The sequence below is a fragment of the Streptomyces flaveolus genome, from assembly GCF_014648815.1.
In the GTDB taxonomy this organism is placed as follows: domain Bacteria; phylum Actinomycetota; class Actinomycetes; order Streptomycetales; family Streptomycetaceae; genus Streptomyces; species Streptomyces flaveolus.
The window spans coordinates 118,053-135,848 of record NZ_BMRV01000006.1; the positions used below are offsets into that span (position 1 = coordinate 118,053).

General features: G+C 72.2%; 16 protein-coding genes. 7 read left to right on the forward strand and 9 right to left on the reverse strand.

Features of this window, described 5'->3' with window-relative positions:
* Positions 1–114: 114 nt before the first annotated feature.
* Both IEZ05_RS16285 and IEZ05_RS16290 read left to right on the forward strand, forming a co-directional pair.
* Positions 115–306, forward strand: a complete 192-nt coding sequence (locus IEZ05_RS16285; protein WP_189230830.1) for a helix-turn-helix transcriptional regulator — start codon at positions 115–117, stop codon at positions 304–306.
* 50 nt (positions 307–356) lie between these two features.
* Complete coding sequence (locus tag IEZ05_RS16290) at positions 357–941, forward strand: GNAT family N-acetyltransferase (RefSeq protein WP_189230831.1); 585 nt, start codon at positions 357–359, stop codon at positions 939–941.
* On the opposite strand, the gene IEZ05_RS16295 is transcribed toward IEZ05_RS16290, so the two are convergent.
* A complete protein-coding gene (locus IEZ05_RS16295; protein WP_189230832.1) occupies positions 928–1,965 on the reverse strand; it encodes a zinc-dependent alcohol dehydrogenase family protein in 1,038 nt (345 codons plus the stop codon). The two genes, IEZ05_RS16290 and IEZ05_RS16295, sit on opposite strands and share 14 nt — an antisense overlap.
* Before the next feature lie 174 nt (positions 1,966–2,139).
* On the opposite strand from IEZ05_RS16295, the gene IEZ05_RS16300 reads away from it, so the two are divergent.
* A complete protein-coding gene (locus tag IEZ05_RS16300; protein WP_189230833.1) occupies positions 2,140–2,379 on the forward strand; it encodes a heavy-metal-associated domain-containing protein in 240 nt (79 codons plus the stop codon).
* A gap of 110 nt (positions 2,380–2,489) precedes the next feature.
* Positions 2,490–4,745 (forward strand): heavy metal translocating P-type ATPase, encoded by a 2,256-nt coding sequence (locus IEZ05_RS16305; RefSeq protein WP_189230834.1) that lies wholly within the window; start codon positions 2,490–2,492, stop codon positions 4,743–4,745.
* Between the two features lie 637 nt (positions 4,746–5,382).
* On the opposite strand, the gene IEZ05_RS16310 is transcribed toward IEZ05_RS16305, so the two are convergent.
* The 5 genes from IEZ05_RS16310 to IEZ05_RS16330 form a co-directional block, all read right to left on the reverse strand.
* Positions 5,383–6,672: a citrate synthase gene (locus tag IEZ05_RS16310; RefSeq protein WP_189230835.1), complete on the reverse strand. Its 1,290-nt coding sequence runs from the start codon at positions 6,670–6,672 to the stop codon at positions 5,383–5,385.
* 242 nt (positions 6,673–6,914) lie between these two features.
* Positions 6,915–9,173 carry an SF1B family DNA helicase RecD2 gene (gene recD2, locus IEZ05_RS16315; RefSeq protein ID WP_189230836.1) on the reverse strand — a complete coding sequence of 753 codons (2,259 nt, stop codon included), beginning with the start codon at positions 9,171–9,173 and terminating at the stop codon, positions 6,915–6,917.
* Positions 9,174–9,260: 87 nt separating this feature from the next.
* Positions 9,261–9,782: a hypothetical protein gene (locus IEZ05_RS16320; RefSeq protein ID WP_229869734.1), complete on the reverse strand. Its 522-nt coding sequence runs from the start codon at positions 9,780–9,782 to the stop codon at positions 9,261–9,263.
* A gap of 95 nt (positions 9,783–9,877) precedes the next feature.
* Entirely contained in the window at positions 9,878–10,075 is a 198-nt protein-coding gene (locus IEZ05_RS16325; protein ID WP_189230838.1) for a DUF397 domain-containing protein, read from the reverse strand.
* Between the two features lie 8 nt (positions 10,076–10,083).
* Positions 10,084–10,920 carry a helix-turn-helix domain-containing protein gene (locus IEZ05_RS16330; protein WP_189230839.1) on the reverse strand — a complete coding sequence of 279 codons (837 nt, stop codon included), beginning with the start codon at positions 10,918–10,920 and terminating at the stop codon, positions 10,084–10,086.
* 219 nt (positions 10,921–11,139) lie between these two features.
* Between IEZ05_RS16330 and IEZ05_RS16335 the strand changes: the two genes are divergently transcribed.
* Positions 11,140–11,550: an ATP-binding protein gene (locus tag IEZ05_RS16335; protein ID WP_189230840.1), complete on the forward strand. Its 411-nt coding sequence runs from the start codon at positions 11,140–11,142 to the stop codon at positions 11,548–11,550.
* A gap of 56 nt (positions 11,551–11,606) precedes the next feature.
* Complete coding sequence (locus IEZ05_RS16340) at positions 11,607–12,965, forward strand: ankyrin repeat domain-containing protein (RefSeq protein ID WP_189230841.1); 1,359 nt, start codon at positions 11,607–11,609, stop codon at positions 12,963–12,965.
* Positions 12,966–12,984: 19 nt separating this feature from the next.
* Here IEZ05_RS16340 and IEZ05_RS16345 read toward each other — a convergent pair whose 3' ends face one another.
* The 3 genes from IEZ05_RS16345 to IEZ05_RS16355 are packed head-to-tail and all read right to left on the reverse strand — an operon-like array spanning position 12,985 to position 16,891.
* Positions 12,985–13,602 carry a TOPRIM nucleotidyl transferase/hydrolase domain-containing protein gene (locus tag IEZ05_RS16345; RefSeq protein ID WP_189230842.1) on the reverse strand — a complete coding sequence of 206 codons (618 nt, stop codon included), beginning with the start codon at positions 13,600–13,602 and terminating at the stop codon, positions 12,985–12,987.
* Positions 13,603–13,658: 56 nt separating this feature from the next.
* Positions 13,659–15,335 carry an amidohydrolase gene (locus IEZ05_RS16350; protein WP_189230843.1) on the reverse strand — a complete coding sequence of 559 codons (1,677 nt, stop codon included), beginning with the start codon at positions 15,333–15,335 and terminating at the stop codon, positions 13,659–13,661.
* 41 nt (positions 15,336–15,376) lie between these two features.
* Positions 15,377–16,891, reverse strand: coding sequence for an APC family permease (locus IEZ05_RS16355; protein ID WP_189230844.1), 1,515 nt, complete (start codon positions 16,889–16,891; stop codon positions 15,377–15,379).
* Between the two features lie 160 nt (positions 16,892–17,051).
* On the opposite strand from IEZ05_RS16355, the gene IEZ05_RS16360 reads away from it, so the two are divergent.
* Positions 17,052–17,774, forward strand: coding sequence for a TetR/AcrR family transcriptional regulator (locus tag IEZ05_RS16360; RefSeq protein ID WP_189230845.1), 723 nt, complete (start codon positions 17,052–17,054; stop codon positions 17,772–17,774).
* The last annotated feature ends 22 nt before the right edge of the window (positions 17,775–17,796 follow it).

A 17,796-nucleotide genomic window follows, 5' to 3' on the forward strand; every position in this document is an offset into this window, starting at 1 on the left:
CCGCCGCCCGGCGTCGTTCACCCGGAACAGGCTTGGTGATCGCCAGCGCAGCACCCGGCTCCCCCCGGCGGCCGTCCCCGGTCGCCGCCGCGGTGCGCGCGGGGAGGTGCGTTCGTGACCGACCGAAGGCTCTGGTCCTACAAGGACATCGCGGCCCACATCCGGGTCCAGCCGGACACCGTGCGGTCGTACCGCAAGCACGGTCTGCTGCCGCCGCCCGACCACGTGGAGGGAGGGAAGCCCTACTGGTACGCGGACACGATCCGGGCCTGGGTGGCGTCCCGGCCGCGCAACCGGGGGCGGTAGGGCGCAAACCCGTTCTGTGCCCCACGCTTCCGTGGGGCACAGTGCCGTCCATGGACTTCTCCGTGAAACCCGTACTCACCGGCCAGAAGACGGTCCTGCGGCCGTTCACCGAGGCCGACGCCGAGGGCATGTGGGAGATCGTCAACGACCCCGAGGTCGTGCGCTTCACGTTTCCGCCGGACAGCGAGCTCACCCCGGAGCGGCTCCGCGGCTGGTACGGCTCGCGCGGCGCGCAGCCCGACCGCCTCGACCTCGCCGTCACCGACCCCGCCGACGGCGAACTCCTCGGCGAGGTCGTGCTGTACGAGTGGGACCCGGCGAACCGCTCCTGCACCTTCCGCACGCTGATCGGACCGCGGGGGCGCGGCCGGGGCGTCGGCACCGAGGCGACCCGGCTGATCGTCGGACACGGCTTCGAGCAGCTCGGGCTGCACCGGGTCCAGCTCGACGTCTACGGCACCAACCACCGGGCCCTGCGCGTCTACGAGAAGGCCGGCTTCGTGGTGGAGGGCGTGCGCCGCGAGGCGGCGTGGCGCGACGGGGAGTGGGTGGACGAGGTGCTCATGGCCGTCCTCGACCACGAGTGGGCCGTCCACCGCGGCCGCCCCGGGGCGGCGGGCGTCAGGGCTCGATGACCGTCACGCCCGCGCCGGGTGCCGTCCCCATCGCCTCCAGGGCAGCGGGTACGGCGTCCAGCCCGATGGTGGAGGTCACCAGCAGGTCGGGGCGGAGCACGCCCGTGCGGACCAGCTCCAGCATCGGCGGGTAGGTGTGCGCGGCCATGCCGTGGCTGCCGAGCAGTTCGAGTTCGAGGGCGACGGCGCGGGCCATCGGGACGGGTGTGGTGCCGGTCGGCGAGGGCAGCAGGCCGACCTGGACGTGGCGGCCGCGGCGGCGCAGGCCGTTCACGGACGCCGCGCAGGTGACGGGCGAGCCGAGCGCGTCGAGGGAGAGGTGCGCGCCGCCGCCGGTGAGGTCGCGGACGGCCGCCGCGGTGTCGCCGGTCCGGCCGGCGTCCACGCATGCGGCCGCGCCGAACGTCCGCGCCAGTTCCAGAGCCCGGGGCGACACGTCGACGGCGACGACGCGCGCGCCGGAGGCGGCGGCGATCATCACCGCCGACAGACCCACGCCGCCGCAGCCGTGCACGGCGACCCACTCCCCCGCCGCGACCCGGCCCTGCTGGACCACGGCCCGGAACGCGGTGGCGAACCGGCAGCCGAGGGAAGCCGCCGTCGCGTACGACATGTCCTCGGGGACGGCGACGAGGTTGACGTCGGCGTGGTCGAGCGCCACGTACCGGGCGAAGGAGCCCCAGTGGGTGAAGCCCGGCTGGGTCTGCCGTTCGCACACCTGCTGGTCGCCCGCCGCGCAGGCGGCGCAGCTTCCGCAGGCGCAGACGAAGGGCACGGTGACCCGGTCGCCGGGCCGCCACCCGGTCACCCGGTCGCCGGCCGCCTCGACGACCCCGGCGAGTTCGTGGCCGGGTACGTGCGGCAGCGTGATGTCCGGGTCGTGGCCCTGCCAGCCGTGCCAGTCGCTGCGGCACAGTCCGGTGGCCTCGACGCGGACCACCACTCCGTGCGGCGCGGGCTTCGGGTCGTCCACCTCACGCACCTCGGCGGGCTCCCCGAACCTCTCGAACACCACCGCGCGCATTCGCTGTCCTCACTTCCGTGTACGGCAATCCCTCCACCGCACGGAAGGCTGAGCGGTATTCATACCCCCTAGGGGTACAGTGGGAGTTGCGTGGTCCGACACCGGACCACGGTACTCGCGGATACCCGCCCACTCACGGGTACCCGACCCGCACGGCCCGACGAGGAGTACGACATGACCGCCCAGACCGACACCCAGGGTTCCGTCACCACCGTCTACAAGGTGAGCGGCATGAGCTGCGGACACTGCGAGGGCGCCGTCTCCGGGGAGATCTCCGAGATCCCGGGCGTCGGCTCGGTGCAGGCCGTCGCCGCGACCGGTGAGGTCACCGTCGTCTCCGAGGCCCCGCTCGACGACAAGGCGGTGCGGGCCGCCGTGGACGAGGCGGGCTTCGAACTCGTCGGCAAGGCCTGAGCGCCACCACCCCTCGCCCGCAGCAGCACCCACAGCCCCGCCGACCGGGCCGCGCTCACCGGCTCACGGGCCGGCCGCGCCCGGCCCGGTCGGCCCCCTGGAGCCCGGACATGACCACCACCGCGGACACCCCGACGGCCACCGAGCCCGACCTCGCCGAGGTCGAGCTGCTCATCGGCGGGATGACCTGCGCCTCGTGCGCCGCCCGCGTCGAGAAGAAGCTCAACCGCATGGACGGCGTGAGCGCCACGGTGAACTACGCGACGGAGAAGGCCCGGATCACCTACCCGGCGACCACCCCCGTGGCCGACCTCGTCGCCACCGTCGTCAAGACCGGTTACACCGCTGAGGAACCCGCGCCACCGCCGGAGCCCAACGCCGAGGACGAGCCCGGGCAGGGCGCGCAGGACGACGACCCCGAGCTGTCGGCCCTGCGGCTGCGCCTCGTCGTCTCGGCCGTCCTCGCCGCCCCCGTCGTCCTGCTCGCCATGGTCCCGGCGCTCCAGTTCGACAACTGGCAGTGGCTCTCGCTCACCCTGGCCGCCCCCGTCGTCGTCTGGGGCGGGCTGCCCTTCCACCGCGCCACCTGGACCAACGTCCGGCACGGCGCGGCCACGATGGACACGCTGGTCTCGCTCGGCACGCTGGCCGCGTTCGGCTGGTCGCTGTGGGCGCTGTTCTTCGGGGACGCGGGCATGCCGGGCATGCGGCACGGCTTCGACCTCACCGTCTCCCGCGCCGACGGCGCCTCCGCGATCTATCTGGAGGCCGCCGCCGGAGTCACCGCCTTCCTGCTCCTCGGCCGCTGGCTGGAGGCCCGCTCCAAGCGCCGTGCCGGCGCGGCGCTGCGGGCCCTGATGGAGCTGGGCGCGAAGGACGTGGCCGTGCTGCGCGGCGGCCGGGAGGTGCGGGTGCCCGTGTCCCGGCTGGCCGTCGGCGACCGGTTCGTCGTACGGCCCGGCGAGAAGATCGCCACCGACGGCACCGTGACCGAGGGCACCAGTGCCGTGGACGCCTCCCTGCTGACCGGCGAGTCGGTGCCGGTGGACGTGGCCGTCGGCGACACCGTCACCGGTGCCACGGTCAACGCCGGGGGCCGGCTGGTGGTCGAGGCCACGCGGGTCGGGGCGGACACGCAGCTCGCGCGGATGGCGAAGCTGGTGGAGGACGCGCAGAGCGGCAAGGCGGAGGTGCAGCGGCTCGCCGACCGGGTCTCCGGCGTCTTCGTGCCCGTCGTGATGCTGATCGCCGTTGCCACGTTCGGGGGATGGCTGGGCGCCACCGGTGACACGGTCGCCGCGTTCACCGCGGCCGTCGCCGTCCTGATCATCGCCTGCCCGTGCGCGCTCGGCCTCGCCACGCCGACCGCGCTGCTGGTCGGCACCGGCCGCGGCGCCCAGCTCGGCATCCTGATCAAGGGCCCGGAGGTGCTGGAGTCCACGCGGCGCGTCGACACGGTCGTCCTGGACAAGACCGGCACCGTCACCACCGGCCGCATGACCCTCCACGAGGTGTACGCCGCCGAGGGCACCGACGAGAAGCAGCTGCTGCGGCTGGCCGGCGCGGTCGAGCACGCCTCCGAGCACCCCGTGGCCCGCGCGGTCGCGGCGGGCGCCGAGGAGCAGGCCGGCGCGCTGCCGGACGTGACGGACTTCGCGAACGTCCCCGGGCGCGGCGCCCGCGGACGCGTGGAGGGCCGTGAGGTGGCCGTGGGGCGCCTCTACGACGACCTGCCGGACGGGGTGGCCCGCGCCAAGGAGGAGGCCGAGAGGGGCGGTTTTACGGCCGTCGTGGTCGGCTGGGACGGGGTGGCACGAGGTGTCGTCGCCGTCGCGGACGCCGTGAAGGAGACCAGCGCCGAGGCGGTCGCCGAGCTGCGCCGGCTGGGCCTCGCGCCCGTGCTGCTGACCGGCGACAACCGGCGGGTCGCCGAGTCGGTCGCCCGGTCCGTCGGCATCGACGAGGTGATCGCCGAGGTCCTGCCCGAGGAGAAGGTCGACGCGGTCCGGCGGCTGCAGGCCGAGGGCCGTACGGTCGCCATGGTCGGGGACGGCGTCAACGACGCCGCCGCGCTCGCCACCGCCGATCTGGGTCTGGCGATGGGCACCGGAACGGACGCGGCGATCGAGGCGGCCGACCTGACGCTGGTGCGCGGGGACCTGCGGGTGGCGGCGGACGCGATCCGGCTGTCCCGGCGGACCCTGGCGACGATCAAGGGCAATCTCGTGTGGGCCTTCGGCTACAACGTGGCCGCGCTGCCGCTGGCCGCCGCGGGGCTGCTGAACCCGATGATCGCGGGCGCGGCGATGGCGTTCTCCTCGGTGTTCGTCGTCACCAACAGTCTCAGGCTGCGCACGTTTCGCTGAGGTCCTGGGTGAAGTGTGGCGAAGTGCCTCTGGAGTCCGGCACGCACCTCACATAAGCTCTTCACAAGGCTCGCGCATCTTCCTTACGCTGGGGTCTCGTTCGACGTATCGAGGCTCTTGCGTAGTTAACGGACATATGCAAGAGACGCAGATCACAGTGATGCGAACGTAACCATCGAAGGGGTTCGAGGGTCTAAGTTGGCGATGTCAGGCAGCGTCTTGGGGGGCGCCACCTGGCATCTGGGGATGTCTTGGGGGACTTTCCCAGAGATGCGTTGCCGGGACACGTACACCGGGAAGCTTTGAGCGGCCCTCCCGGGCGTGCGCTGTCCCGGCAGACCGCAGCATGTCTGCAGCACGTTCACAGCGATTCAGGCGCTGTCCTCACAGACGCCCGGCCGGATCCCGTGGGGGGAATCCGCACCGGGACATGGGAAGGCGCCCTGGTCGTCGGCCCGTGGGGGGACCGGCGCCGGGGCGCCTTCTTTTCTACGGTTGCTGCGAGCGCCCGAAGGGGCGCGGGGCGGTGCCGACATGCGGCTCCGCCGCGCGGGCGCGACCAGCCACAGCCGGCCCGCAGTCGCCCACACCCCTCAGCGACGAACTCTCAGGCGCGCGGCGCCCCCACCGGCAGGTGTCAGCGCTCCTCGACCGGGACGAAGTCGCGCTCGACGACGCCCGTGTAGATCTGGCGCGGGCGGCCGATGCGGGAACCCGGCTCCTTGATCATCTCGTGCCACTGGGCGATCCAGCCCGGCAGCCGGCCGAGGGCGAACAGGACCGTGAACATCTCGGTCGGGAAGCCCATGGCCCGGTAGATCAGGCCGGTGTAGAAGTCGACGTTCGGGTAGAGGCTGCGCGAGACGAAGTAGTCGTCGGAGAGCGCGTGCTCCTCCAGCTTCAGGGCGATGTCCAGCAGCTCGTCGGACTTGCCGAGGGCGGAGAGCACGTCGTGCGCGGCGGCCTTGATGATCTTGGCGCGCGGGTCGAAGTTCTTGTAGACCCGGTGGCCGAAGCCCATCAGGCGGACGCCGTCCTCCTTGTTCTTCACCTTGCGGATGAAGGAGTCGACGTCGCCGCCCGCGTCGCGGATGCCCTCGAGCATCTCCAGCACCGACTGGTTGGCGCCGCCGTGCAGCGGGCCCCACAGGGCGTTGATGCCGGCGGAGATCGAGGCGAACATGTTCGCCTGCGAGGAGCCGACGAGGCGGACCGTGGAGGTCGAACAGTTCTGCTCGTGGTCCGCGTGCAGGATCAGCAGCTTGTCCAGGGCGGCGACGACCGTCGGGTCGAGCTCGTACTCCTGCGCCGGGACGGAGAAGGTCATGCGCAGGAAGTTCTCGACGTAGCCGAGGTCGTTGCGCGGGTAGACGAACGGGTGGCCGATCGACTTCTTGTACGCGTACGCCGCGATCGTCGGAAGCTTGGCGAGCAGCCGGATCGTGGAGAGGTTGCGCTGACGCTCGTCGAACGGGTTGTGGCTGTCCTGGTAGAACGTGGACAGCGCGGAGACGACCGACGACAGCATGGCCATCGGGTGGGCGTCGCGCGGGAAGCCCTTGTAGAAGTTCTTGACGTCCTCGTGCAGCAGGGTGTGCTGCGTGATCTCGTCCTTGAACGCGGACAGCTGGTCGACGGTGGGCAGCTCGCCGTTGATCAGCAGGTAGGCGACCTCCACGAAGGACGAGCGCTCCGCGAGCTGCTCGATCGGGTAGCCGCGGTACCGGAGGATGCCCGCCTCGCCGTCCAGGTACGTAATGGCGGATTTGTAGGCGGCGGTGTTGCCGTACCCGCTGTCCAGTGTCACCAGACCGGTCTGGGCGCGGAGCTTCCCGATGTCGAAGCCCTTGTCACCGACGGTGCTGTCGATCACCGGGTAGGTGTACTCGCCGTCGCCGTACCGCAGTACTACAGAGTTGTCGCTCACGTCTTCCCTCACCGACGTAGTGCCTCATCTTCGAGGTGCCCTGACTGTCTCTACCATCCCCCACTTGGCTCAGGAGAGTGCACTCGGGGTCGACCATCGGGCCTATTGGCGGCACTGAGTGCCGCCAACTTGCCCATCCTGCCCCCTCTCCCGTGCTTCCGGAAGTGCTCTGTGACCTTTGCGACTCGTTTGATCGATCATTTTTTGCTGGCGGCGGACCGCGGGGGCGTGGAGCTTGCGGGTCATGAGCCCGCGAGCCGGAAGTCGAGCGCCGTGCAGCGCCGCCCGGCGGAGACCGTGCGCACCGCCTGCCCGATCGCCCTGCGCGAGCCGACGAGGACGACAAGCTTCTTGGCCCGGGTGACCGCCGTGTACAGCAGGTTCCGCTGGAGCATCATCCAGGCGCCGGTGGTCACGGGGATCACCACCGCCGGGTACTCGCTGCCCTGGGAGCGGTGGATGGTCACCGCGTAGGCGTGGGCCAGTTCGTCCAGTTCATCGAATTCGTACGGAACCTCCTCGTCCTCGTCCGTCAGGACGGTGAGGCGCTGGTCCACCGGGTCGAGCGAGGTGACCACGCCGACGGTGCCGTTGAAGACGCCGTTCTCGCCCTTCTCGTAATTGTTGCGAATCTGGGTGACCTTGTCGCCGACGCGGAACACCCGGCCGCCGAACCGCTTCTCGGGCAGGTCGGGGCGGCCCGGGGTGACGGCCTGCTGGAGCAGCGCGTTCAGCGTGCCGGCGCCGGCGGGGCCGCGGTGCATGGGGGCGAGGACCTGGACGTCCCGGCGCGGGTCGAGCCCGAACCTGGCGGGGATGCGGCGGGCGGCCACGTCCACCGTGAGCCGGCCGGCCTCCTCCGTGTCGTCCTCGACGAAGAGGAAGAAGTCCTTCATGCCGTCGGTGACGGGGTGCTGCCCGGCGTTGATGCGGTGCGCGTTGGTCACCACGCCGGACTGCTGGGCCTGGCGGAAGACGCGGGTGAGGCGGACGGCGGGGACGGGACTGCCGGGCGCCAGCAGGTCCCTCAGGACCTCCCCCGCGCCGACGCTGGGCAACTGGTCGACGTCGCCGACGAAGAGGAGGTGGGCGCCCGGAGGCACCGCTTTGGCGAGCTTGTTGGCGAGGAGGAGGTCCAGCATGGACGCCTCGTCGACCACGACGAGGTCGGCGTCGAGGGGGCGGTCCCGGTCGTAGGCGGCGTCACCGCCCGGCTTGAGCTCCAGCAGGCGGTGCACGGTCGACGCCTCGGCGCCGGTCAGCTCGGCGAGGCGCTTGGCGGCGCGGCCGGTCGGGGCGGCGAGGACGACCTTGGCCTTCTTGGCCCGGGCCAGCTCCACGATGGACCTGACCGTGAAGGACTTTCCGCAGCCGGGTCCGCCGGTGAGGACGGCGACCTTCTCCGTCAGCGCCAGCTTGACGGCGGCCTCCTGCTCGGGGGCGAGGTCGGCGCCGGTACGGCCCCTGAGCCAGCCGAGCGCCTTGTCCCAGGCGACGTCCTGGAAGCCGGGCATCCGGTCCTCGTCGGTCCGCAGGAGGCGGCGCAGTTGTCCGGCCAGGGCCAGCTCGGCACGGTGGAAGGGGACGAGGTAGACGGCGGTGACCGGGTCGCCGCCCTCCGGGTCGGGCACCTTCTCCCGTACGACGCCGGGGTCCTCGCCGTCCTCCGCCGGCTCGGCGGCCAGCTCGGCGAGGCACTCGATGACCAGGCCGGTGTCCACCTGGAGCAGTTTGACCGCGTCGGCGATCAGCTTCTCCTCGGGGAGGTAGCAGTGCCCCTGGTCGGTGGCCTGCGACAGCGCGTACTGGAGTCCCGCCTTCACCCGGTCCGGGCTGTCGTGCGGGATGCCGACGGACTGGGCGATCTTGTCGGCGGTGAGGAAGCCGATGCCCCAGACGTCGGCGGCGAGGCGGTAGGGCTGGTTCTTCACGACGGAGATGGACGCGTCGCCGTACTTCTTGTAGATGCGGACGGCGATGGAGGTGGACACCTCGACGGTCTGGAGGAAGAGCATGACCTCCTTGATCGCCTTCTGCTCCTCCCAGGCGTCGGCGATCTTCTTCGTTCGTTTGGGGCCGAGGCCGGGGACCTCGATGAGCCGTTTGGGCTCCTCCTCGATGACGGTGAGCGTGTCGACGCCGAAGTGCTGGGTGATGCGGTCGGCGAAGACCGGGCCGATGCCCTTGACGAGCCCGGAGCCGAGGTAACGCCGGATGCCCTGGACGGTGGCCGGGAGGACGGTCGTGTAGTTCTCGACGTGGAACTGCTTCCCGTACTGGGGGTGGGACCCCCAGCGGCCCTCCATCCGCAGCGACTCCCCGACCTGCGCGCCGAGCAGCGCGCCGACGACGGTCAGCAGATCACCGGCGCCCCGGCCGGTGTCGACACGGGCGACCGTGTAGCCGTTCTCCTCGTTGGCGTACGTGATGCGTTCCAGGACGCCTTCGAGAGTGGCGAGCCGGCGCTCGCCGGGGGCGTCGCCCGCGGACTGGGTGGCCATGATCCGACGGTATCGGTGGGGTGTGACAGGGACGGACGGGGTGCGGGCTTTTCCGTACGACGGCTGAAGGTCGGCCGGACGCCCGGCTCAGGTCCGTAGCTGTACGAGTTCGTCCGCTCGGCGGTGGTCCTTCGGCCGGCCGAGGGCTCGCCGCATACGGATCAGATCATCGAGTGCCGCGTAGCGGATGGCGAAGCCCGCCGGGTCACGGGTGGTCTCGGCCCGGGTGAGGCAGGTCGTGACGTCCATGTCGCCCCAGGGGAGAGCGGGGGTGCACAGGTCTCCGCCGGCACCGGTGACCCGGTACCCCACCTGCTCGCGGGTGAGATCGGGCAGTTCGGTGCAGCCGCACCGGGCGAAGGCGTCACGCAAGGCGTCCGCCTCGCCGGAACTGCCGTCCCACAGCAGGTCGAGGTCCCCGGTCAGCTCGGTGGAGCCGTGCATGATGCCGGCGACCTGGCCGATGACCACCGCACGCGAGCCGGCGGCGTGGAGCGCTCGGAGGAAGGGGAAGGGGTCGAAGCCGAGGGCGCCGTCCGTGGCGAAGGTGCCCAGCACATCGTCGGCCTCCTCCGGAGGACGCCCGGCGGGGGCCCGCTCTCGCGTCACCTCTCCCGTCCGAGCGATCGCCTGCCGCAGGCGCAGAGCAGCGGCCTGCCTCCGGCTGTGATCACCGTCGCCGTGGGCGTACGGCACCAGCCCGTTCAGAGGACGCCGTCCATGCCCGGGGCCTTCTTCAACGCCCCGACGAAGAGGGCGAAGGCGGCGGCCGGGAAGGCGAGGGTGGCGCGGGCCGGGGCCTTGCTGTCGCGGACGGCGACGTGGGTGGCGCGGGTCGCGACCTCGACACAGTTGTTTCCGTCGTCAGGACCTGAGTAGGACGACTTTCGCCAGTTGTCCATGGAGTGCCTCACAGCTCCTTCGCAAGCCCGCTGATGAAGTCACGCGACCGTTCGGGGTCGAGCGCAACGGCCTCCACTTTACGGAAGCGCGTTCGAAAGGCGCTGAGCTGCGCTTCGGAATCAATGAAGGCAGAGCCATGGGGTACGTCGCGCACCACCGTGTCGAGTCTGGGAACAGGGCCGCCCACGTAGGTCATGGAGCTGGCAGCCCTGGCGAAGCCGTCCAGATCGAAGGGGATGACACGCACGGTGACATTGTCCGCTTCCGAGAGCTGCAGAAGCTTGGCGAGTTGAGCCCGAGAGGCAGCGCGATCGCTGACCCTGATACGCAGAGCCGCTTCGTGAATCACCAGCTCGTACGGGAGTGTGATCTGCTGACGCCTCAGTCGGTGACGGACCCGCAACTCGAGTTCCTCGGAGGTGAGTTCGGGAACTCGGGCCGAGAAGACGGCGCGGGCGTACTCCTCGGTCTGCAGCAGCCCAGGTACGTACAGGATCGCCACCTCTCGTAGAAACGCCGCATGGTGATCCAGTTCAGCGAGGTCAAGGAACGAAGTGGGCAGTAGCCCCCGGTATTCCTCCCACCAACCGCGCGTCCGATCGGTGGCCATTGCGACCAGCGCGGCAACGAAGCTCTCGTCGGTACAGGCATAGTGAGAGGCCAGGCGTCGGAGCCGCTCCTCACTCACTCCCGACAGCCCCGCCTCGATCTGGCTGATCTGGACGTTGCTCACGCCGAGCATCGCCGCCGCCTGCCGAGCGGTGAGGCCCGCCGCCTCACGGAGTCTGCGCAGTTCCACCGCCAGGCGCAGCTGCCGCGCTGTCGGTTCACGTCTCGTGGGCATGGACCGCTCCTCGCTCCAACGCGCCTGCCGACGCGACTCGTTCGGGGGTCAGATTACGGGATCGGCTTGCCGCGCCGAAACTTTAAGGTCTACCGTCAGTGACGCGACGCACACCGTGCGGCACCGGGCCACCGGAAGCGCACCGCCCCGTCCTGCCATGACGGCTGCGGCAATGACACCGGGGCCGTTCTCACCCCCACTCACACACCGGAGTTCCGCATGCCCGAGAACGAACCCTGGGAGTACTCCCTCTACATCCCCAACGACCCCCGTGCCGTCACCGTCAGCCGCCGCACCCTCCGCCTGATCCTCACCATGCACGGGCTGATCCGCCTCGTCGACCTTGCCGAACTCCTCGCCACGGAGCTGGTCTCCAACGCCGTACGGCACACCAAGGGCCCCGCCGCCCTGCGCGTGCGCTGGTCGCCGCCGGGGACGTTGCGGATCGGGGCCTGGGACGCCGATCCCGAACCGCCCCTGCCGCCAAGGCCGTTCGACGCGGAGGCCGATCGGGAGGACGGGCGGGGCCTGGCCCTGGTCCGGGCCTGTGCCGACGTGTGGGGCTGGCACCCGCTGGCCAGACACGGCAACCGGGGCAAGTACGTGTGGTGCGAGCTGGCGGCGGCCTGACCGGGCCGGTGAGAAATGGCTTGTGCGTGCGCGGGTTCCCGGCTGATGCTCGGCGGATGAGTGGGGACGGGGTCGGCCGGCGGCTCGTAGGGGCGGTCCGTGCAGGGGACGAGGTTGCCGTGCGGGCGCTGCTCGGCGAGGGGGCCGATCCGGACGCGGTGGGTGACGACGGGCTGCCGGTGTTGTGCGCAGCCGTCGCGGCGTACGACGCCGGCGTCGCCGACGCGCTGGTCGAGGGCGGGGCCGACCCCGACCTGGCGCTGCCGGACGGCACCACGCCGCTGTGGCGGGCCGTCGACGGTGGCTCGCCGGCCGTCGTCACGGCCGTCCTGGGCAGGGAGCCCCGGCTGCGGCTGCCCCAGGAGGCGCGCGAACGGCTGCTCGCCCTGGCCCGCGCCTGGTACGAGACGGGCGCCGTCGAGGAGTTGCGGCGCCGTACGGGTGCCGAGGGGCCGGCCGCGACGGTCCGCGTCCCGGACGACGCGGACGCGTACCACCGGATCGATCAGGTCTCCCTCGGCGGCCTCACCGTGCGGGCCGGGCACGCCGGCATCCTGACCGCGCTGGAGTGGGCCTTCCGCATCCTGACACCCGTCGACGAGCTGATCGCCCGTGCCCTCGACCACCCGGACGAGGAGCACGCGACCTGGTGGGAGGTCACCTGGGTCCTCGTGCACCGCCGCAGCTTCGAGACCTGGTCGGCCGTGGTCGCCCACCGCCACCACCCGGACCCGGCGCACCGCCGCTTCGTGGTGCACTACCTGCGGATCCGGGGCATCGCCGTGTGCGACTCCCCGTACGCGAAGGCGGAGGGCGACTTCCTGGCCGCCTGGGCGGCGGAGGAGACCGACCCCGAGATGCTCGCCAAGGTGCTCGACGCCTTCGGCGAATACGAGCACCCCGGGCTGGAGGCCGCCGGACTGCGCCACGCCGGTCACTCCGACCCCCGGGTACGGCGGCAGGTGCCCGCGCTCTTCTTCCCCAGCGAGGGTGCGTCCCTGACCGCTCCGGCCAGGACGGCGCTGCTCGCCCTCACCTGCGACCCGGACGCCGCGACCCGGCTCCACGCCTGCCGGGTGGCCGTGGGCGACGACGCCCTCCTCGACCCGGCCGTGCGGGCGCTGCTCGCGCTGGCCGAGGACCCGGACGCCCGACTGCGGGGCGAGACCGCGGTGCTGCTGGCCTCCTGCCGGGACCGCACGCCCGCCGTCGCCGACGCCCTGGCCGCGCTGCTCGACGAGGACGACCAGCTCGTTCGGCTGGAGGCCGCCTACGGCCTCGCCCTGCGCGACGATCCGCGCACCGCCGACGCCATCGAGCGGGTCGGGCCTCTGGGTGAGGGGTTCGAGGAGGACCACCGGTGGTCCAAGCTCTGGCAGTGGAGGTGGGACAAGGAGCATCCCGCCTCCGCGTGACGGAGGGCGGCCGGCGCCGTCACAGTTGCGCGAGCAGTCCGGCCAGCGGGGCGGGGACGCCGTCGGGGGTGAGCGCCTCCACCAGGACGCGGCCGTAGTGGATCTTGCGTCCCTTCTTCGTGCCGAGGAAACGGCGCAGGCGTTGCTCCGCGGTGCGGTCGCGTTGTGCGGGCTGCTGGAGGAAGGTTCGCAGGGCGCGCAGGTCGCCCTCCGCCTCGACCAGCTCCGTCACCCGTGACTCGCCCAGTGCGCGGATGAGTTCGTCCTCCAGGTCGGCCGCGCAGACGAACAGGTCCTGCGGTGCCGCCCTCGCCCGGTCCAGGGCGCGGACGTAGTAGCCCCGCTCCCGCTCGTCGCACAGCCCCATGAGGCGCAGGTCCAGGCCGGACGGGCCGAGGACGCCGGCGAAGCGGCCGACGCTCATCGCGCCGCCCATCGGGAGGACGCAGACGCCCTCCGCCGCCAGGTCCCGGCCCTCGCGTGCGGTCAGAGCGTCGACCGCCGCCTCGTCGCTCGGCCCTTCGAGCAGGACGGCCGTCCGCACGGACAGCCGCCCGGCCAGCTCGTGCGCGGGCCCGCCGGGGCCACCGGCCGCCCACGCGGTGACCGCGTCCCGGAACGATCCCATGTCCGCCATGGGCCGAGTCTGCGTCCTTCGCGGCCACCAGCGGTAGGGATTTTCGGCGGCAGCGCCTACGCGTCCGGCGCGGCGTGCACGCGCCGGCCCGCCACGAAGGTCTCCAGGACGCGGGTGGCGGCGATCTCCTCGGACGGCCCGGCGAACGGGTCCCGGTCGAGGACGACCAGGTCGGCGGCCTTGCCGACCGCGATGCTGCCGGTGACGTCGTCCAGGTGATTGGCGTAGGCGCCGCCCGCCGTGTACGCGGCGACGGCGGTGCCCAGGTCGAGGCGCTGCCCGGGGAGGAAGACCGGGGTGCCCTCGGGCGCCTGTGGGGCGATGCGGTTGACGGCGACGTGGATCGCCTGGAGCGGGTCTGGGCTGCTGACCGGCCAGTCACTGCCCGCGGCCAGCGTCGCGCCGGCCCGCAGCAGATCGCCGAACGGGTACTGGCGCGTGCCGCGTTCGACGCCCAGGAAGGGCAGGGTCAGTTCGTCCATCTGCGGTTCGTGGGCGGCCCACAGCATCTGGAGGTTGGCGGTGGCTCCCAGGGCGCGGAAACGGGGGACGTCGGCGGGGTGCACGACCTGGAGGTGGGCCAGGTGGTGCCGGGTGTCCCGCCACCCGTTGGCCTCGCGGGCCGCCTGCACGGCGTCGAGCGCCTCGCGCACCGCCCGGTCGCCGAGGGCGTGGAAGTGCACCTGGAAGCCGGCCGCGTCGAGTTCCGTGACGTACGTCCTGAGCTCCGCCGGTGCGACGAAGCTGATGCCGCTGTTGTCCGAGGCGCAGCCGCAGCCCGTGAGGTACGGGTCGAGCATGGCCGCCGTGTGGTTCTCCGCGATGCCGTCCTGCATGATCTTCACGGTGGTGGCGCGGAAGCGGTCGCGGGTCAGCTCCTCGCGGCGGGCCACGAGTTCGGGGATCTGCTCCGCGCCCCGCTCGCGGTCCCACCACAGGGCGCCGACCACGCGGGCGGTGAGCAGGCCCCGGTCGAGGGCCGCCCGGTAGGCGGGGGCCGGGTCGGTCATGTTGGTGTAGGCGCCGACGATGGCGTCCTGCCAGGCGGTGACGCCGTGGGAGTGCAGGACGGCCTGGGCGCGCAGCAGGGCGGCGAGCTGTTCGTCCGGTGTGGGGTCCGGGACCAGAGCGCCCACCAGGTGGGCCGCGCCCTCCTGGAGCATCCCGGTGGGGTTTCCCGCGGCGTCGCGTTCGATCCGGCCGTCGGCGGGGTCGGGGGTGCGGGCGTCGATGCCCGCGCGCTCCAGCGCCCTGCTGTTGACCCAGGCACCGTGGTGGTCGCGGTTGGGCAGGAACACGGGCCGGTCCGGGACGATCGCGTCGAGGGCCGCGGCCGTGGGCGTACCGCCGGGGAACGCCTCCATCGACCAGCCGCCGCCGGTGATCCACTCGGCGTCCGGATGCTCGTCCGCGTACGCCCTGATCCTGCGCAGGTACTCGTCCGGGTCGGTGGTGTCGCCGAGGTGGCACAGGCCGAGTTCGAGGCCGGCACCCTGGGGGTGGACGTGGGCGTCCTGGAAGCCGGGCAGCAGCAGCCTGCCCGTCAGGTCGACGACCTCGGTGCGCGGCCCGATCAGCTCGCGCACCTCGTCGTGGCCGACGGCCGCGATCCGCCCGTCGCGCACGGCCACGGCGGTGGCGCGGCTGCGGGCGGGATCGACGGTGTGCACCGGTCCCCCGGTGAGGACGAGGTCGGCGGGTCCGGCGGAGGCGGTGGGCTGGGTGTGAGACATGTGGCGTGAACTCCGTGGGAGGGGTGGGGCGGGCGGGGGCGTCAGACCGTCTCGCGGTCCGTCGGCAGGGTGGTCAGGGTTTCCGCGTCGGTGCCGCGCCCCGTGGCGAAGTACGGAGAACGCCTGACGTACTTGGCCACGGCGGCCATGACGAGCCCGGCCAGCACGATGCCGGCGGGCAGCGAGAACATGAACCAGCCGTTGTCCGGGCTGAGTTCGAAGTGGTCGCTCATGGTCAGGTACGAGTGTCCGAGGTAGCCGCCGAGACCCAGCAGGACGAGGCTGGACGCGGCGGGCACACCGACGGCGAGCAGGGCCTCGCGCGGTCCCTCGCGCAGCGCGGAACGGAAACGGACGGCGCAGGCCAGCGCGGTGAGGCCGTAGTACAGGGCGACGACCAGGCCGATGGCGCTGACGGCGGCCAGCAGCATGTCGCTCAGCTTGGGGATGGCGACGGCGAGCACGGCGGTCACCGCGGCGATCGCGACGAGGACGGCCGTACCGGCGGCGGGAGTGCCGTACCGGGGGTGGACCCGCGTCCACACCGGCCCCATGGTGCGGTCGCGGCCCATGGCGAGCAGTCCGCGCGCCATCGGGATCAGCGACGCCTGGACGGAGGCGACGGCGGAGAACATCAGCGCGATCACGGGCAGCGTGGCCCACGGCTCGGCGGCCAGCTTCTCCCCCAGGTACGGCAGGGCCTGGGGGCCGTTGTGGATCAGCTCGGCCAGGCTCATCTCGCGCTGGAAGGCGACCGAGGCGAAGAGGAACAGTCCCAGCATGGCGAACAGGGCGATGAGCCCTCCCCGGGCGGAGTCGCCGGGGCTCCTGGTCTCCTCGGTGACGCTGAAGGCCGCGTCCCAGCCCCAGAAGAAGAACACCGCCAGGACCATGCCCTGGGCGAAGGCGGTGCCGTCGGATATCGCGAACGGGTCGAACCAGGAGAGGGAGAAGGCGTGGTCGCCGGTGACCACCGCCCAGCCGCAGAGGACCAGCAGGACCACGTACTCGAAGACCAGCAGGCCGAACTGGAACCGGGTGGCGACGCGGGTGCCGGTGACGGTCAGGACGGCGAGGACGAGGAGGACCACCAGCCCGACCGCCGTGCTGATGCCCGTGGACATCGGGTCCAGGGCGACGCCGGCGAGGGTGTGCACTCCGGTCCGGTTGGCGAGGATCAGCAGGACCGAGCCCATGACCGCGCTGGTGTAGGCGCAGAAGACGATCGAGCCGACCACGGTGACCCAGCCGGTCAGGAAGCCCAGCCAGGGACTGAGGGACGTGCCGACCCACACGTAGCCGTTGCCGCAGTTGGGCTCGGAGCGGTTGAGGCGGGCGTAGGCGAGCGCGATGCCGAGCACCGGCAGGAACGCCAGCAGCAGGAGGGCGGGGGCCTGGAGGCCGACGACGGAGGCGACCGTGCCCATGCCGATGGCGATGCTGGTGGTGGCGGCCGTGCTGGAGGCGGCGAGGGCGACACCGTCGACGACGCCGAGGGAGCGCTTCAGGGCGGGACCGGGAGGTGGTGCGGAGGTCGGGGGCGGCACGGAGGGCATGAGGGCTCCTCGGGAGGCGGGACGGGGAAGAGCCGCGCGGCAAGGTGATGGAACAACCGGCGCCGCATTGCGTCAATGCTGTTGACATAAGGCGGGGGCGGTCGTTCACTGCGAAAGAGCCGGCCGGAGGGTGGCGGGCCGGCGAGGAAGGGAGCCCGCGATGACGTCCCGTGTCCCGCAGGAGCGCCGCCGCCGGCGGCCGACTCGCTCCGGGGTCCTGCTGTCGGAGGACCTGATCGTCGAGACCGCCCTGCGGCTGATCGGCCAGCACGGTCCCGACGCGCTCAGCGTGCGCCGGCTCGGCACCGCCCTGGGCTGCGATCCGAGCGCCCTGTACCGCTACTTCCACGACACCGACGACCTGGTGCTCGCCATCGCCGACCGGATCATCGGCGACGCCATGGCCGGGTTCGTGCCCGGGGACGACTGGGTGGCCTCGCTGCGGGAGATGGCTCTGCGGGTCCGCGCCGGGTATCTCGCCCACCCGCGCGCGGCGGCCATGGCGTCGTACCGGGTGACCCGCCGCCGGAACGAGATCCGGGCCGTCGACACGGGCATCGGCCTGCTGCTGTCCGCGGGTTTCGAGCCCGCCCCGGCGGCGCGGCTCTATCTGGCGTTCATCGACACCGTGCTCAGTCACGCGGCCACGGAGGCGGCCTTCCAGGCGCTCCCCGGGCAGCAGCGCGAGGCCGACCGGACGGCCTGGCGGGCCGTCTACGCCGGCCTCGACCCTCGGTCGTACCCGGCGCTGACCGCGGCGGGCGAGGGGCTGTCCGTGATGGCGGAGAGCTCCTTCGAGGAGGCGGTGGATCTGATGCTGGAGGCGCTGGCGGCGCGGGCACCGAAGGTGCGGCGGGGCGGCGCCGGGGGCATCGGCGACTGAGCGCGCCGGCGTCCCCGACTCG

Bases quoted from the DNA above. Each gene is read 5' to 3' on its own strand.
- IEZ05_RS16290 (WP_189230831.1), top strand. From the start codon at position 357: ATGGACTTCTCCGTGAAACCCGTACTCACCGGCCAGAAGACGGTCCTG.
- IEZ05_RS16295 (WP_189230832.1), bottom strand. From the start codon at position 1,965: ATGCGCGCGGTGGTGTTCGAGAGGTTCGGGGAGCCCGCCGAGGTGCGT.
- IEZ05_RS16300 (WP_189230833.1), top strand. From the start codon at position 2,140: ATGACCGCCCAGACCGACACCCAGGGTTCCGTCACCACCGTCTACAAG.
- IEZ05_RS16305 (WP_189230834.1), top strand. From the start codon at position 2,490: ATGACCACCACCGCGGACACCCCGACGGCCACCGAGCCCGACCTCGCC.
- recD2 (WP_189230836.1), bottom strand. From the start codon at position 9,173: ATGGCCACCCAGTCCGCGGGCGACGCCCCCGGCGAGCGCCGGCTCGCC.
- IEZ05_RS16325 (WP_189230838.1), bottom strand. From the start codon at position 10,075: ATGGACAACTGGCGAAAGTCGTCCTACTCAGGTCCTGACGACGGAAAC.
- IEZ05_RS16330 (WP_189230839.1), bottom strand. From the start codon at position 10,920: ATGCCCACGAGACGTGAACCGACAGCGCGGCAGCTGCGCCTGGCGGTG.
- IEZ05_RS16335 (WP_189230840.1), top strand. From the start codon at position 11,140: ATGCCCGAGAACGAACCCTGGGAGTACTCCCTCTACATCCCCAACGAC.
- IEZ05_RS16340 (WP_189230841.1), top strand. From the start codon at position 11,607: ATGAGTGGGGACGGGGTCGGCCGGCGGCTCGTAGGGGCGGTCCGTGCA.
- IEZ05_RS16345 (WP_189230842.1), bottom strand. From the start codon at position 13,602: ATGGCGGACATGGGATCGTTCCGGGACGCGGTCACCGCGTGGGCGGCC.
- IEZ05_RS16350 (WP_189230843.1), bottom strand. From the start codon at position 15,335: ATGTCTCACACCCAGCCCACCGCCTCCGCCGGACCCGCCGACCTCGTC.
- IEZ05_RS16355 (WP_189230844.1), bottom strand. From the start codon at position 16,891: ATGCCCTCCGTGCCGCCCCCGACCTCCGCACCACCTCCCGGTCCCGCC.
- IEZ05_RS16360 (WP_189230845.1), top strand. From the start codon at position 17,052: ATGACGTCCCGTGTCCCGCAGGAGCGCCGCCGCCGGCGGCCGACTCGC.